Origin of the sequence: Modicisalibacter luteus DSM 23508 (assembly GCF_000378505.1) — a bacterium.
GTDB classification, from domain to species: Bacteria; Pseudomonadota; Gammaproteobacteria; order Pseudomonadales; family Halomonadaceae; genus Modicisalibacter; species Modicisalibacter luteus.
On sequence record NZ_KB900015.1, the window covers coordinates 1 to 16056 of the forward strand.

Here is a 16056-nt window from a genome sequence, read left to right on the forward strand (position 1 = left end):
GGGCGGATCGATGGCACCGCGGCCAGGCGCTCGCCGGTGAATGGGCACTCGATGAACTTGATCTGGTCATTGACCTTGGGCAGGTCACTGCCGATGTAGCCACGCAGCACTGCCAGCGGCAAGCCAGCGGCACCCGCCTCGTAGGCGCAGGCCATGGTGGCGTGACTGTGCTCGAGAATCTCGACCTTGCGCGGATAGCCTTTCTCCACGGCGTCGCGCAGGCGATGCAGCGAGCCCACACCGGGATTGCCCCCCCACGAGAAAATCAGTTTCTTCACGCAACCGGCCCCGATGAGCTGGTCATAGATCAAGTCGGGCGTCATGCGGATCAGCGTCAGGTCGCGTTTGCCCTGGCGGATAATCTCGTGACCCGCTGCAAAGGGGATCAGGTGGGTGAAGCCCTCCATGGCCACGGTGGCGCCGTCCTCGACGTAGCGCGCTACCGCGTCATGCAGGCTGAGAAATTCGGCCATGGTCTTGCCTCTCTCAACGCTATTGTTCGCAATGTGAACACAGGTTTGTGATACGAACAAAATTAAACAGGTCTAGCGCCGACGTCAAATCACAGCAATAGCGGGCCGGCGAGTGACTCCGGCCCTGTCAATCAGGTTTAGCCAATTAAAAACAGTAACTTACTGTTTACTTGAGCGCGTTAAGGACACGTTCGACCTGAGCGTGACTGCTACCAATGTATAATTCCGGGCGTACCGCATCGCGCAGCGCTGCCTCATCGACCTTACCGGCCACATCGGTGTGTTCGAGAAGGACATCGGCATAAGGGCGCCCTTGTACGCGGGCCGTTTCGGAGGCCTCTCGGGCGATACGCTTGGCAGTGTCGCTGCCCACCGCCGGGACCAGTACCCGGGCGGCGGGTTCGGCCATGATCGCGCCACCGGTTACCGCCAAGTTGCGCTGCATGGCCTCGGCATGCACTTCCAGCCCACCGAGCAGCGTGGCCAGAGTTTCCAGCACGCCTTCGAGCAGCAGCACGCTGTCCATCAGCGGGGCCCACTCGGCATGCCACTCACCCAGCCCCCGCTCAAGCGGTTGGGCGGCGGCGTTGGCGATGACTCCTGCATTGCCATGGACCTGACGTGCAGCGGCACGAATGCGTGCGCAGGCCACCGGGTTGCGCTTGTGTGGCATCGATGATGACTCACCGACCCCCGCCTCGGCCGGCTCGCTGAGCTCGCCCACTTCGGTCTGGCACATCAGCGCGATATCGAGCGCGATCTTCTCGGCCCCGACAGCAACGGCATCCAGCGCCCCGGCAAGCGCGAGGACCGGCTGTCGGTCGGTGTGCCAGGGCAGCAGCGGCGCACTCAATCCGAGCCGGACCGCCAGGCCATCCATCAACGGCAGGCCATGCTCGTTGAGCCCCGAATGCACACCGACTGCTCCCCCCAACTGCACGTACAGGCCGTTGGCCACCACATCACTCAGGCGGCGCTCGGCCTGGTGCAGCCCCCATAGCCAGTTGGCGACCTTGGCGCCAAAGGTGATCGGCAGCGCCTGCTGCATCAGAGTGCGCCCAACCATGGCAGTATCGCGATGGGCATTCATTAGCGTGCAGCCCGCCGCCCGTGTCTGGGCCAGCAGCGACAGACACCGCTCGAGACGGGGCTTGAGCAACACCATCAAGGCGCTGTCGATGATGTCCTGGCTGGTGGCACCCTTGTGAAAATGGCGCTTGAGCTCGTCGGGCAGCGCCGCCTTGGCTTGCTTGACGAAGGGAATCGCGGCGTTGCCACCCTTGACGGTTTCGTCGGCCAGTGCCTGCATGTCGAATACGTCATCGGCGAGATGCATCTGCAGCGCGTCGGCGGTGCCCTCGGGCAATAGCCCACGGGCTTCCTGTTCGGCCGCCAATGCCAGTTCCACCTCGAGCATGGCGGTGACCAGCGCCTGGGCACGGGTGGCTTCCAAGCCAGCCCCGCTCATGAAAGGCTGACGTAACAGCAGGTCATACATGCGATTTCTCCCTTGGCAAGCTCATCTAAAGTGCAATGGTGCACAGATGTTCGCTAAACGAACTCTATGCTAGAGTCATTTCCTGCATTGGAGCAACGTGACAATAAGGATGGCGCCGCAATGTCGACGCAACCGAAAGACGAGATTCTCAGCCCTGACGACCGGGACTTCGTGACAGCCCTGGCCAGTGGCCTCGATGTGATTCTGGCGTTCGATAGCGACACGCCGCGCATGACGTTGAGCGAGGTCGCGGCCAAGACCGGCATGAACCGTGCCCGCGCCCGGCGCTTTCTGCTTACGCTTCACTCCCTTGGCTACGTGCGCAAGCAGAACCGCCACTTCGAGCTGGCCCCCAAGGCACTGCAACTGGGTTATGCCTACCTGTCGTCCAACAATTACCGCTCGGTGATCCAGCAGCACCTGGAGGACATTACCCAAACGCTGGGCGAATCCTCGTCCCTCGGCGTGCTCGACGGCAACGAGGTGATATATGTCGCACGTTCCTCGGCGCCACACCGGTTGATGGCCATCACCCTATCGGTCGGTACCCGCCTGCCTGCCGTGGCGACCTCGATGGGTCGCGTGCTGATGGCCTACCTGCCCGACGACGAGCGCGAGGCCCTGCTCGAGAGAACCGAACTGAAGTCCTACACCGAGCTCACCATTACCGACAGGCAGGCATTGCGCGAGTGCCTGGCCGAGGTCCGTCGTCAGGGCTACTGCATCGTCGATCAGGAACTCGATTCCGGATTGCGTTCGCTGGCGGTGCCGGCTTTCGATGCCAACGGCAAGCTACTGGGCGCCATCAACATCAGCACCAATGCCGCGCGCATTGATCTGGAGACGTTAACTGACGAATTCCTGCCGCTGCTGCAGGAGAAGACTCACCAGATCCAGATGCAGGTAACCTGAGCCGACCGAGTTTTCCGGAACGTTGTTTGTAGCGCCTCGCCATCCATATAGAGTCGTGGTCGGCAGCCTGATCGAACGGCTTTTTCACTAATCACGTTCCGCCACGATTGGACTAACGTTCACCGCCAATGGCAGCGGTTGAACGCCTTATCGTCAGCCCAAGGACGTGCCGTGCTTGCCATCGTTTCGATTACCGCTCCTATTTTCCTGTTGATCGGCGTCGGCTATTTCGCCGTAGCCACCCGACTCATTGCCAAGCCCCAGATCCAAGGGTTGGGCGCTTTCGTCATCAACTTCGCTCTGCCGGCCCTGATCATCCGCGCCCTGATTCAGCGTCCAGTGGAGGAAACCTTCAATGGCTATTATCTGCTGGGATATGGGCTCGCCTCGGTCATTGTCTTTGCTGCCGCTTTGACGTTCGCGTTGCGCATACGCCGCAAGCCTCTCGATGTTGCCTCGCTGTATGCCTTGGGCATGTCAGGCGCCAACAGCGGTTTCGTCGGCTACCCTGTCGCCGCACTGGTAGTGGGCTCGCCTGCTGTCATCGCCATGGCGCTCAACATGGTCATCGAGAACCTGCTGATCATTCCTTTGGCCCTGGCCCTGGCAGAAGCGGGCTCGCAGGGCGGTGCCTCGTTCGGTGCCGCTATGCGGCAATCCGTCAGCCGCCTGAGCCGCAATCCGATCATCATTGCCATTCTGCTCGGCATGGCTATCGCCATTCTGGATGTTTCACTGCCCGCCCCGTTATTCAAGGCGGTCGACATGCTGGCCACCGCCGCGGCACCCACTGCCCTGTTCGTGATCGGCGGCACATTGTACGGGTTACGTACCCGTGGCATGCGCAAGGATGTCAGTCAGATCGCCTTCGGCAAGCTCGTCGTACATCCACTGGCCGTGCTGCTGGTTTTCCTGGCCCTGCCGGATTTCGATCCGGCCCTGGCCGTGGCGGCCGTCGTCTTCGCCAGCGCGCCGATGCTCAGCGTTTATCCCATCTTCGGCCAGCGATACGGGCATCCGGAACTCTGCACTGCGGCATTGATGGGCACGACATTGGTGTCTTTTATCACCATTAGCGCCGTTATCTGGATCGTCACCTTCTTCGAGCTATTCGGTTTTGCCGGGTAACGGGCCGCTGGTGCCCATTTGATAAGCGTGAGAGAAGCTATTTTTTAAAGGAAGCCGCCCGGTACGATTGACCAGCTGTTCGTAAGCCGCGTAGCGTTAGCGAGTTAATGACCTTCCGTGACATGCTGTATTCATGACGGTGTGTCCAAGCCCCCGAGGAACGCATGGCCAATGGAACCGTGGCACTTCATAACGACCGCCCTCTGCTGGGCATCGGTTTCATGCTTATCGCAGGCCTGCTCTTCGTCCTGCTCGATTCAATGGCCAAGGCCCTCGGCCAGGATTATTCCTCGGTACAGGTCGTCTGGGCGCGCTTCACCGGCCATATTGCCGTCATCGCCGTGTACTTCCTTTATCGCGGTGGAGCCGGCAAGAAGCTGCTGATTTCCGAATCGATTCCGGGCCAGTTCCTGCGCGGGGTGATGCTGCTGGCCGCAAGCACGTTCGCCTACGCCGCACTTGCCCAGTTACCACTGCTGCAGGTGCATGTGGTCAACTTCACCTCACCGCTGCTGGTTACCTTACTGGCAGTACCACTGCTCGGTGAAGCGCTCGATATCAAGCGCGGCGCCGCCGTACTGCTCGGCTTCATTGGCGTAATCATCGCCATCGGCCCCACCGACTGGCGCAGCGACCCAGTGCTGCTTTACCCCTTCGGTATGGCTTTCTGCTTCTCGCTCTATCAATTGAGCACTCGGCGCTTCGGCCGCTCGGATGCGCCATTGACCTCACTATTCTATGCCGGCCTGGCGGGCGCCCTGATCAGCAGTCTCGTCGTGCCCTTCTTCTGGACGCCGATTGCTACCCACGACCTCTGGCTTTTCCTCGGTATCGGCGTGCTCGGCGCCGGTAGCCAGTTCGGTCTGATCCAGGCCATGCGCTTCGCGCCTGCCTCCCTCGCTTCTCCCTTCCTCTACGCCCAGCTCATCTGGTCGTCGCTATTCGGTTTCCTTCTGTTCGGCGACGTACCAAGCCTAAACACCTATTTGGGTGCCATCCTGATCGTCGCGGCGGGGCTGTATATCGCAACACGGCGGCGCTGATGAAGTTAAACGCTATTTTCTAGCCACATTGAAGTAACAACAGTCCACACACTTTATAAAGGCACTAACACTCATTGCTTCACCCCGAGCAATGGACGTTAGTTCAACATTCTTGGCTACCGGTAGCTCAACATAAGAAAAACGTATCACCAACCACCGAAATATTATCATCCAGCTTACCAAACAGTTCTGAGAGGGAATTAACCAGCTCATCCTTGTCACGAATGCCCTCTATAAAAATCAGAGGAGCGTACCTTCCCATTCAAAAGAGCCAAGCCTGCCTCAGCAAAAGCAAAGTTAAAATTCTCTCAATTGAGACTTTTGGAGGAATGACTTTCCAAGGAACTAGTTGCATAGTTTAAAGACTTTGCGAATATTTGTTCGCAAAGCGAACAAAATAAATAACGTCTAGCTCCGCATACAACAAGTTCAAGGGAACCATCGATGTTCAAACTCAATAAAATAACTGCATGTATCCTGCTTTCGCCTTGCTTCTTCGCCGCGCAGGCGTACTCCTTCGACGTTGTCGAGGCGGGCCAACCCATAGTGACCGGCGAGCCCAGTCGTGTCGGCCCTCCTTGGAACCATCGTACGACAATTAATATTCCCGGCACCAAGACCGATATCGCATTTGGCGGTTACGTCAAACTGGATATGATGTATGACTTCGATTATGACCTAACTGGTCCCAATGACGCAGGAACGGATCCCTTTACCCTACTGACCCCTGAGCCCTATGAAACCGACGGCAGAGCACAGTTCACCGCCTACGAATCGCGCTTGAATTTCCGCACACATACCGCAACCGATTACGGCGTCCTGACTACCTTTCTCGAAGGGCATTTCATGCCCAACGGTGATTTCGGCCTGCGCCACGCCTATGGCGAGCTCAACGGGTTCTTGGCTGGCCAGACCTGGTCCAACTTCATGAGCTTCGTAGGTGGCACACGCACCCTCGCACTTGGTGACCCAAAAGGCTACTCATTCGACCGCAGCCCCCAAGTTCGCTACACGACGCAGGTTGGCGCAGGTGCACTGTCGTTCGCGCTGGAGGACTCCGAAACGGTCATTGCCCGTCAGGCCGATGGACTGGCGAGTGCCGAAAGCCAATTGCCCGATCTGACAGTACGTTATGAATACAAGCGTGCCCTGGCTCTATCGGGTGTCGTGCGCGAGTTGGCAAGCAACGGCAACGTTTCCTCAGTGGATGACAGTACGACCGGTTACGGTGTGCAGGCACAAGCCAGCCTACCGCTAGGCGCAGCGACCAAGCTCAACGGTAGCGTGACCTATGGTAGCGGTATCGGAAACTACATGGGCAACCCCGGCAACACCGGACACCGTAGTGCTCCTGATGTCTATCTAGAAGATGGGGAACTGGAATCGATTGATACACTGGGTTTCGGCGTTTCGCTTAACCACAACTGGACAGCCGACTGGTTCAGCTCCATCGGTTATTCTCGCCTGACCCAGGACCTGCCAGACGAAGGTGCCTACGATAGCAACTTCGACACGGTCGATTATGCATTCGCCAACACCCTATGGGATGTCACCAATCGCGTGACGCTCGGCCTGGAATATCAATACGCCGATGTCGAAAACGTGGCGGGCGAATCGGTGGATGCTAGTCGCTTGATGGCAAGCGCCCTGTTCCACTTCTAAGGTGACCGTTGTTCTTGTCTGGCTTTCGATCTTGCACTGGCCCTTCGGGGCCAGTCTTTTTTCAGCATATGGATAAAGGCAGCAATTTTGTTGATACATCTTTAAATGTATCAATAACCTCAGGCATGACAATATCGAGTTAAAAGCCAGACGGAATAAAAAGAGGGGACGCTAACGTCCCCCTTGCTCGGGTTAACTATAGAGTGCGGCCTAGGTTTCGATAGGCAGAATCACGCGACGTGATGGGGAGTTAGCGTACAGTTCGTCAATCAAGTCCGGATAGCTTTCGCGGACCTGACGTTGGTTGACAGAGCCTTTATCCGTGACTTCGCCTTTATCGAAGGAGAGAGGGAAATCAAGTACCAGCAAGCGCTCAAGACGCATGGAGCTTGATTTACCTTGGCGATGGGCAGTCAGCCGCTCCATCAGGAAGTCACGTAACGCCGGGCTATGTGACAGAGTCGCCACGTCTTGATCAGGCCCGGCACCCAGCTGCTGGGCACAACCTGCCGGATTCAAGACCACGAAGCCCGTCAGATACCCCTGCCCCTCGCCGATGATGACGACATCCTGCACGACAGGGGCCAGATCTTCGATGACCTGCAAGCGCAAGACACCGACATTGACCCAGGTTCCCGTTATCAACTTGAAGTTTTCGCTGAGCCGCCCATCAAAGATCAGACCGCTTTCGGGTCTTTGCGGATCGATGAAGCGCATGGCGTCTCCGGTACAGTAGTACCCTTCTTCATCGAAGGCCTCAGCCGTCTTATCCGGTGCTCGCCAATAACCCGGCGTCACATTGAGCCCCTTGAGGCGCGCTTCCCATTTATTGCCGGACGGAACGAGCTTTACCTGCATGCCCGGCACCGGCCGCCCCACCAGACCGGAGATGGCTGAATCATCATCAGTACAGAACGCCAGACAGGCTTCCGTCGAGCCAAGCCCCGTCAACATCGGAATCCGCTGGCCGGTCTCAGCGTACCCCAAATCGTCGAGTGCTTTCCTGACATGCGCTGGCAGGACGGCGCCACCGAAATGCATCATTTCCAGGCGCTGGAAGAAAGACGACCTCAAGGTGTCGTCCTTGCGAAGATGGTCGACTAGCGCCTCGAACCCCTTGGGAACGTTGCAATAGAAGGTGGGCGAGATCTCGCGAAGATTATCGACAGTCCTCTGTACCCCTTGAGGCGTCGGACTGCCGTCATCGATGTAAAGCGAGCCGCCATTATGTATGGCCATGCCCAAAATGGTGTTGCCCCCAAACGTATGATGCCAAGGTAGCCAATCTACCAGTACAGGCGTTTCCTGCTGCAGGAAGGGCAACTGTTGTGCCAGCATCGCTTGATTGCTGCACAACATGCGCTGGGTATTGATAACCGCCTTGGGCATGCCGGTCGACCCGGAAGTGAACAGGAGCTTGGCTACGCTGTCGGGCGATACACTGGCATGCGCCCGCTCTACCTTGTCTCCACTGAGTTGCGTTTCAGCGAGTGATGAGAAAGCCCGAGCCCGAGCCGAGACATGCGTCGACACGATGGCGATATCTCCGCCACATACGGCTTCCAGGGCGGTGGCAAAGCGCGTCTCATCATCCACGAAGACCATGCCCGGCGTGACCAGGTCACAAACGTAACGCAATTTGGCATAGTCACTGGCCAGCAAAGCGTATGAAGGTGACACCGGTACATAGGGAATCCCCACGTGCATAGCCGCGCACGCCAGCAGCGCGTGTTGGATATCGTTTCCAGACATGACCATCAATGGCCTTTCAACAGATAAGCCATGATCGAGCAATGCTTGGGAGAGCCTCAGCATTAAAGAGGCTGCCTCGTCGAACGTCAGGTTTTTCCAGCGACGCTCATCCCCCTCTCGCTGAGCCAGAAAGATACTGTTCGGACGCGCCTCAGCCCAGAGCAGGAGACGTTCGGTCATGCAACGTGGATAGTTGCCTATCGTGCCATTATCCAACCGATAGATCTCGCCATTCGGGTCTCTTTTGGTGTTGTTATCCAGCATTCTGCCATTTTCAGGCGGCATGGCGTGCTCCATCCAAAACAATAGGCTTTATGCCTGAAGCCAGAGTCAGTTAGTTATAAACTCCAACCATTTTTCTTGCTAGGTTACCGAGGTGAGACTTTAGGCTAACTAACATACGGCCTAGGAACGAAATTGACGCTGGCTTACCGAAGAAAAGTTATGTATACCAACTAACTAAAGTGATCCTTGAGGAGAAAGAACCCCGTCATGCATCCTTCCGATAACGAAACCTCGATCCGTCAAGCTTCACTTGAAGACCTTGTGACCGGGCCCGTGGATGGCCTGATACTCGAAGAGCGCCTTGGCTATGCCCTTCGACGCGCACAGCTCAAGGTGTTCAAGCATTTCGACGAAGCCATGCGTGAGCACAACATTCGCCCTGCGCAATTCTCTTCTCTTGTGGTAATTGAAGGCTATCCCGGCGTGACGCAATCCAGTCTTGCCCAGACCCTGGCTATCGATCCTCCACGAGTCGTTAACCTAGTGAACAGCCTTGAGGAAAGAGGCCTGGCCATGCGGGTTCGTTGTAAACGTGATCGACGTTCACACGGCATTTTTCTCACCAAACAGGGCGAAGCGCTGGTCGACAAGCTCAAGGAACTATCGAGCCAGAGTGACCTGGCAGCAACCCAGGCATTGAGCGAAATCGAGCGACGCCAGCTGCTCATGCTGTTGCGCAAGATCTACGCCCCTGCTCACGGCGAAGGCTAATCCTTTAGCCGCAATTTGCACCAGTTTGCCGCTTTCCCGCTTGCAAGTGATCAGATGGAAAATTAATTATAGTAAGCAACTAATCATAACTTGACCGTTTCGCTGTCCCAGCCTCACAAGGTGATCAAGAACAATCATGAGCGGTTCAACGATGACACAAAAAGCCGACACGGCATCCGTGCGGCGCCTTCTGGAAAGGTGCTGCCAAGCAGCAGCCATCCTCGGCGGTCTATTGATCGCAGCACTAGCCATCATGACCGTCTGCAGCATTGCTGGACGATGGATAGCCAGTCTTCCCTATGTCAGTTCGCTACCTTTTCTCGACTGGATAGGCCCCGTCACCGGTGACTATGAGCTGGTCGAAATGGGCACGGCAACGGCGATCTTCCTGTTTCTGCCTTATTGCCACCTTCGCGGGGGCCACGTCACGGTGGACTTGATCGTCATGCATGCCCCCCAAGTGATTCAACGAGCAACGGCTGTACTCGCCGAAGTGCTGTTCACGGTCGTTTCGGCCATCATGACTTGGCGCTTGTATCACGGCCTGTTGGACAAACAACGCTATATGGAAACCAGCATGCTGCTGGGTATTCCCCTGTGGTGGGGCTATGCCGCTGGTATCGTGGGTTTCGCCCTCCTGACCCTGGTTTGTCTTTACCGTTCGATCTCGTCCTTGTCCGCAAGTCATAACAACGACACTCAAGTGGGAGACGCGTGATGACACCTATGGCCTTGGGAGTAGGCGGATTTGCTCTGCTGCTCACGCTGATGGGCGCACGTATACCGATAGGCTTGGCCATGCTGGTTATTGGTGCTGCCGGCTCCATGGTAATCATGGGCCCGATGGGTATCTTGAACGGCCTCAAGACTCTGCCCTACGAGCACTTTTCCAGCCACACCCTATCGATCATCCCTCTTTTTCTGTTGATGGGTCAGTTTGCAGCACGAGCGGGTCTCTCGCGCAGCATGTTCCAGGCAGCCAATGACTGGCTGGGGCATCTTAGGGGCGGTCTTGCCATGTCGACGATTGGCGCTTGCGGCGCTTTCGGCGCCATCTGCGGTTCCTCGCTGGCAACAGCCGCGACCATGACGCAGGTTGCGCTGCCGGAAATGGAGCGACAGGGCTATCGCGGCAGCTTGGCGACAGGCTCGTTGGCGGCAGGCGGTACACTGGGCATCCTGATCCCCCCCTCAGTGGTGCTGGTCATCTACGCTATTCTCGCCGAGCAGAACATTAACGAGATGTTTGCCGCCGCTCTCGTGCCCGGCATATTCGCCGCACTCAGTTACATGCTGGCGATCTCTCTGTTTGTCCGTTTATTTCCTGATAGCGCCCCCAGCAAGCCCAAAACCGCCCTGAAGGATAGATTCCGTTCTCTAGCACGGGTCTGGCCAGGTGCCGCCATTTTCATTCTTGTCATTGGAGGGATTTATACCGGCGTTTTCACGCCGACCGAAGCTGCTGCCGTAGGGGCAGTCGCGACGGGGGCGCTGGCGTTCATCCAGGGAGGCTTACGCTGGCAGGGGTTGCGGGACTGCCTGCTGGAAACGGCCATTACCTCTGCCATGATCTTCTTTATCGTGCTGGGTGCCAGTATATTCAACAGTTTCCTGGCCCTGACGCAGCTGCCACAAATGACCGCCGGCTGGATCGTTGGCCTGGAAATTAGCCCCTGGATCATCCTGGCGGGGATCCTGCTCTGTTATCTGGTGCTGGGATGTTTCATGGATAGCCTGTCCATGATCCTTCTGACCGTGCCAATCTTTCTGCCCATCATGATGGGGATGGATTTCGGCATGCCCGCATCCGACGTCGCTATCTGGTTCGGTATATTGTCACTGGTGGTCGTTGAGGTCGGCATGATCACCCCTCCGGTCGGTCTCAACATCTTCATCATCCATTCCATGGCGCCACGCGTCCCGTTAATAGAAATCTTCAAGGGGATCCTGCCCTTTCTGGCCGCGGATATCGTACGGGTCATCCTGCTTGTCAGCTTCCCGGCGATCACGCTCTGGTTCGTTTATTTCCTGTATTGAGGAGTACTCGACATGTCCACTGCCACTTCGCAGCGCTACCCCACATTGGAGTTCGTCACTCGTCTGCAGGTCGAGGTCGATGCAGTGCTCGAACTCGGTAACACCCAGGAAGGCCGCCGCCGCTTCATTCCCATCACCGGAGGCAGCTTTTCAGGTCCTGGCCTGAGCGGACGCATTCTCTCGGGAGGCGGAGACTGGCAGACCCTGCGACAAGACGGTGTTGCTGTACTCGAGGCACGCTATTTCATGGAAACGCATGAGGGCGATCTTATAGAAGTGACCAATACCGGCTATCGACATGCCTCGCCGCCCGTCATGGAACGATTACTCAATGGAGAGCCAGTGTCGCCAGAGGAATACTATTTTCAGACGACGCCACGATTGCAAACTGCAAGTAAAAGTTACGACTGGCTCAATAGAACGATATTCATCGGTGATGCAGAAAGGATGCCAGACAGCGTTATCATCAATATCTTTGCGGTCAACTAAACAACAATATATTTAACTCGACGGAGCATATAACAATGCGCACGCTCGCCCTGAGAAAACTGACAAGAAAAGCGATATTAACGCTTACGCTTTCTTCACTTTTTTATTGGATGCCTTCTACCCATGCACAAGAAGAAAGTTATACGCTGAGGCTGCATCACTTCTTTCCGCCTTCCGCTCCCGTTCATCAGCAATACTTTGTTCCGTGGAAAAATGCCGTCGAGGAAGAATCAGACGGCCGTTTAAAGGTTGAGCTCTTTCCGTCAATGCAATTGGGCGGCACCCCTCCTTCGCTTTACGATCAGGCCAAGGATGGCCAGGCAGACATAATATGGACAGTGCTCGGTTATAACTCGGGTAGGTTCCCGAAGGCAGAAGTCTTCGACCTGCCTTTTCTTCCAACCACAGGTGCCGCAACCAGCCAGGCAGCGCACGAGTACGCCATGCAACATATGCAGGACGAACTCGCCGGCGTGCATCCCATCGCCGTACACACCCATAGTCCTGGTGCCATGCATACCAAGGACACCCCCATCGAATCGCTGGAAGATGTCAAGGGCCTCAAGATCCGCGGGCCCAGTCGGCTGGTCAACAAATACCTGGCCAAGCTCGGCGCTCAACCGATAGGCATGCCGGTCGCTCAGGCGCTGGAAGCGCTATCCCGAGGTGTGCTGGATGGTACGGTCATTCCTTTCGAAGCGATCACCGCTATGGGGCTGGCCGATATCACGACAGAACACACCATGTTCAGCGGTGACCGCGCGCTATATACCACAATGATGATCGTGGCCATGAACCAGGCCAAGTACGATGCGCTGCCCGACGACCTGAAAGCCGTCATCGATGCCCACTCAGGGATCCAGGAGGCCTACAAGATTGGCAAGATCATGGATGATGCCGATCTCGAACAGATCCACAAGATAGAGAGCGGCGAACAGCCCGGCACGATTCATCGTCTGAGCGAAGAAGAGACTCAGCGCTGGCAGGCCATCGGTCAGGAAATCGTCGACGAATGGATCACCGAAGCCAATGAAGCAGGACTCAATGGCCAGCAACTCTACGACGATGCCAACCAACTGATTCTGAAGCATACCGGAAATTAAAGGTACGCTCGCACCGGTATGAATGAACGCCCGGTGCGAGTCAGTCTGCCTCGATCAGACCGGCTCCCAAGGCTTTCAGGGAGGCTTTGAGATGATGCTGAAAAGAGAGTCGTTGCGAGTGGCTCATGTCTTCCATCATGCAGTCCTCCAGCGCCAGGGTCGCCTGATCGCATTCCGCGAGAATGCGCCGACCCTCCTGGGTCAGGTTGATCAGTATGATACGCCCATGGTTGGGATCAGGCTCCCGTTCGACGAGCCCTTTCTGCTCCATGACTTTGACCATTTCGTTGGCCGCCTGCGGCGATACCAGAGACTTGTCGGCCAACTGGGCGTTGGATAGCGGGCTTCGCTTCGCCAATACCGACAGCGCCGTGTATTGCTGCATGGTCAGCCCCAGGGGCCGAACCGCATCGCCGATATGCTTCCGCAACGCTCGGTCAAGCCGGCCAATAAGGTAGGCCACTCTCACAGGCGGCATATCTGTCTCGCCTGTCTTGTCTGGGCCAGCGGACTTGTCTGGGCCAGCGGACCCGATATTTAAGTCTTTTTTCATGGGAGCTTCCTCTTTTCAAGCGCAGAGTAGCGCACTAAGATAGATCAGGTAAACATCAACCTACTTGATATTAAATTGACAGGTAACTTTATGACTGACTACACGAATCGCTGGGAAACCGTGAAGGTTGACGTCGAGGACGGCATCGCCTGGGTCACTCTCAACCGTCCGGCCAAGCGCAATGCCATGAGCCCGACCTTGAACCGGGAGATGATCGACGTTCTAGAGACAGTCGAACTCGACGAGGAAGCCAACGTTCTCGTCCTGACCGGGGAAGGCGAGTCGTTTTCCGCGGGCATGGACCTCAAGGAGTATTTTCGCGAAATCGACACCAGTCCCGAGATCGTTCAGGTCAAGGTCCGGCGCGATGCATCGACCTGGCAATGGAAACTGCTGCGTAACTACGCCAAGCCGACCATTGCCATGGTCAACGGCTGGTGCTTCGGTGGCGCCTTCTCGCCGCTCGTTGCCTGCGATCTGGCAATTGCCGCTGATGATGCCGTTTTCGGCCTGTCGGAAATCAACTGGGGCATACCGCCGGGCAACCTGGTCAGCAAGGCCATGGCGGATACGGTCGGCCATCGCCAAGCGCTTTACTACATCATGACGGGCGAGACCTTCACCGGCCGCCAAGCTGCCGACATGGGCCTCGTCAACCGCAGCGTGCCTCTTGATCAACTGCGCGAGACCACACGCGAACTGGCGGCAACCTTGCGCGACAAGAACCCGGTCGTGCTGCGAGCAGCCAAGATCGGCTTCAAGCTATGCCGTGAACTGACATGGGAACAGAATGAAGAATACCTGTACGCCAAATTGGACCAGGCCCAACTGCTGGATCCGGAGCATGGCCGCGAGCAGGGTCTGAAACAGTTTCTGGATGACAAGAGCATCAAGCCCGGGCTGGAAAGCTATCGCCGCTAACCCCGCTCTCCCCTAACGAGACGCTGTCTGACGCGGGTGCCCGGCAGCGTCACACAACAATTGCATCCGTCTGAACCGGAGTGCTGCTATGAACATTGAACTCTTGATCGGTGGCCAGCCACGGCCAGCTCAGGAACATACTACTTTCGACCGCGCCAATCCCTTCAGCGGCGAGGTCGTGACCCAAGCGGCGGCCGCCTCGGTCGAGGATGCCCAAGCCGCCGCCGATGCCGCGGCCGGTGCCTTCCCGGCCTGGTCGAAGACCGGCCCCGGCGAGCGACGCATGAAGCTGCTCAAGGCCGCCGAACTCATGGAAGCGCGCCAGGCCGAGTTCATCGAACGCATGGTCGACGAGACCGGCGCGACGCCGGGCTGGGCGGGCTTCAATGTCATGGTCGCCGCCGGCATGCTGCGCGAGGCCGCGTCACTCACCACCCAGATCAGCGGCGACGTGATTCCCTCCAATGTGCCCGACAACCTGGCCATGGGCGTGCGCGTGCCGTGCGGCGTGGTGGTAGGCATCGCGCCCTGGAACGCGCCGATCATCCTCGGCACCCGGGCGATTGCCACGCCACTGGCCTGCGGCAACACGGTGATCCTCAAGGCCTCGGAGCAGTGCCCGGCAACCCACCACCTGATTGGCGAGGTACTCATCGAGGCGGGGCTCGGCGAGGGGATCGTCAACGTGGTGACCAACGCCCCCGCGCAGGCTGCCGAGGTGGTCGGCGCGCTGATCGATCACCCCGCGGTGCGACGCATCAACTTCACCGGCTCCACCCCGGTGGGGCGGATCATTGCCGAGCGTGCGGCACGTCAGCTCAAGCCGGTATTGCTCGAACTGGGCGGCAAGGCGCCCTTCGTGGTGCTCGACGACGCCGACCTGGATGCTGCAGTCGAGGCGGCCGCCTTCGGGGCGTTCTTCAACCAGGGCCAGATCTGCATGTCCACCGAGCGCCTGATCGTGGTCGATGCCGTCGCCGATGCCTTCGCCGACAAGCTGGCGACGAAGGCCGCCAGCCTGCGTGCCGGCGACCCGCGTGGCGAGGGCAATGCGCTGGGCACGCTGATCAACCGCGAATCGGGCGAGAAGCTCAACTCGCTGATCGACGATGCCCTCGAGAAAGGTGCGCGCCTGGCCTCGGGCGGCAAGGCCGACGGCGTGATCATGCAGCCGACCCTGATCGATGGCGTGACCGAGGCCATGCGCCTGTATCGCGAGGAATCCTTCGGGCCGGTGGTGGCGATGATGCGCGTGGCCGACGAGGCCGAGGCGATCCGCATGGCCAACGACACCGAGTACGGCCTGTCGGCGGCGGTATTCAGCCGTGACACGGCGCGGGCGATGCGCGTGGCCGGGCAGATCGAGTCGGGCATCTGTCACATCAACGCACCGACCGTGCATGACGAGCCGCAGATGCCGTTCGGTGGGGTCAAGTCCAGCGGTTACGGGCGTTTCGGCGGCAAGGCGGGGATCGAGGAGTTCACCGAG

15 protein-coding genes are annotated in these 16056 nt (G+C 57.9%); 11 read left to right on the forward strand and 4 right to left on the reverse strand.

The features are described 5' to 3' along the window. Both F568_RS0121145 and F568_RS0121150 read right to left on the reverse strand, forming a co-directional pair. The coding region (locus F568_RS0121145) for a CoA transferase subunit A (protein WP_019020750.1) at positions 1–473 on the reverse strand (473 nt) is incomplete at its 3' end. Between the two features lie 166 nt (positions 474–639). Further along, a complete protein-coding gene (locus F568_RS0121150; protein ID WP_019020751.1) occupies positions 640–1971 on the reverse strand; it encodes a class-II fumarase/aspartase family protein in 1332 nt (443 codons plus the stop codon). A 120-nt stretch (positions 1972–2091) separates the two neighbouring features. On the opposite strand from F568_RS0121150, the gene F568_RS0121155 reads away from it, so the two are divergent. The 4 genes from F568_RS0121155 (at position 2092) to F568_RS0121170 (ending at position 6716) form a co-directional block, all read left to right on the forward strand. Further along, complete coding sequence (locus tag F568_RS0121155; protein WP_019020752.1) at positions 2092–2883, forward strand: IclR family transcriptional regulator domain-containing protein; 792 nt, start codon at positions 2092–2094, stop codon at positions 2881–2883. A 171-nt stretch (positions 2884–3054) separates the two neighbouring features. Then, on the forward strand, positions 3055–4011 hold the full coding sequence (locus tag F568_RS0121160) for an AEC family transporter (protein ID WP_019020753.1): 957 nt from the start codon (positions 3055–3057) through the stop codon (positions 4009–4011). Positions 4012–4175: 164 nt separating this feature from the next. Beyond that, positions 4176–5054 carry a DMT family transporter gene (locus F568_RS0121165; RefSeq protein ID WP_019020754.1) on the forward strand — a complete coding sequence of 293 codons (879 nt, stop codon included), beginning with the start codon at positions 4176–4178 and terminating at the stop codon, positions 5052–5054. Positions 5055–5498: 444 nt separating this feature from the next. After that, positions 5499–6716 carry a DcaP family trimeric outer membrane transporter gene (locus tag F568_RS0121170; protein ID WP_019020755.1) on the forward strand — a complete coding sequence of 406 codons (1218 nt, stop codon included), beginning with the start codon at positions 5499–5501 and terminating at the stop codon, positions 6714–6716. 210 nt (positions 6717–6926) lie between these two features. Here the strand turns inward: F568_RS0121170 and F568_RS0121175 are convergent, their stop codons facing one another. Next, complete coding sequence (locus F568_RS0121175; RefSeq protein ID WP_019020756.1) at positions 6927–8753, reverse strand: feruloyl-CoA synthase; 1827 nt, start codon at positions 8751–8753, stop codon at positions 6927–6929. Positions 8754–8960: 207 nt separating this feature from the next. Between F568_RS0121175 and F568_RS0121180 the strand changes: the two genes are divergently transcribed. The 5 genes from F568_RS0121180 (at position 8961) to F568_RS0121200 (ending at position 13093) form a co-directional block, all read left to right on the forward strand. Further along, positions 8961–9464 carry a MarR family winged helix-turn-helix transcriptional regulator gene (locus F568_RS0121180; RefSeq protein WP_019020757.1) on the forward strand — a complete coding sequence of 168 codons (504 nt, stop codon included), beginning with the start codon at positions 8961–8963 and terminating at the stop codon, positions 9462–9464. Positions 9465–9600: 136 nt separating this feature from the next. Further along, positions 9601–10182: a TRAP transporter small permease gene (locus F568_RS23580; protein WP_156817536.1), complete on the forward strand. Its 582-nt coding sequence runs from the start codon at positions 9601–9603 to the stop codon at positions 10180–10182. Next, positions 10182–11501, forward strand: a complete 1320-nt coding sequence (locus F568_RS0121190) for a TRAP transporter large permease (protein WP_019020759.1) — start codon at positions 10182–10184, stop codon at positions 11499–11501. The genes F568_RS23580 and F568_RS0121190 overlap by 1 nt, the downstream gene beginning before the upstream one ends. Before the next feature lie 12 nt (positions 11502–11513). Continuing rightward, on the forward strand, positions 11514–11990 hold the full coding sequence (locus tag F568_RS0121195) for a DUF3237 domain-containing protein (protein WP_019020760.1): 477 nt from the start codon (positions 11514–11516) through the stop codon (positions 11988–11990). Positions 11991–12100: 110 nt separating this feature from the next. Then, on the forward strand, positions 12101–13093 hold the full coding sequence (locus F568_RS0121200) for a TRAP transporter substrate-binding protein (RefSeq protein WP_083933083.1): 993 nt from the start codon (positions 12101–12103) through the stop codon (positions 13091–13093). Positions 13094–13133: 40 nt separating this feature from the next. Here the strand turns inward: F568_RS0121200 and F568_RS0121205 are convergent, their stop codons facing one another. Next, positions 13134–13646: a MarR family winged helix-turn-helix transcriptional regulator gene (locus F568_RS0121205; RefSeq protein ID WP_229804360.1), complete on the reverse strand. Its 513-nt coding sequence runs from the start codon at positions 13644–13646 to the stop codon at positions 13134–13136. Positions 13647–13736: 90 nt separating this feature from the next. Here F568_RS0121205 and F568_RS0121210 point away from each other — a divergent pair, with 90 nt between their 5' ends. Next, complete coding sequence (locus F568_RS0121210; protein ID WP_019020763.1) at positions 13737–14567, forward strand: p-hydroxycinnamoyl CoA hydratase/lyase; 831 nt, start codon at positions 13737–13739, stop codon at positions 14565–14567. An 88-nt stretch (positions 14568–14655) separates the two neighbouring features. Then, the coding region (locus F568_RS0121215) for an aldehyde dehydrogenase (RefSeq protein ID WP_019020764.1) at positions 14656–16056 on the forward strand (1401 nt) is incomplete at its 3' end.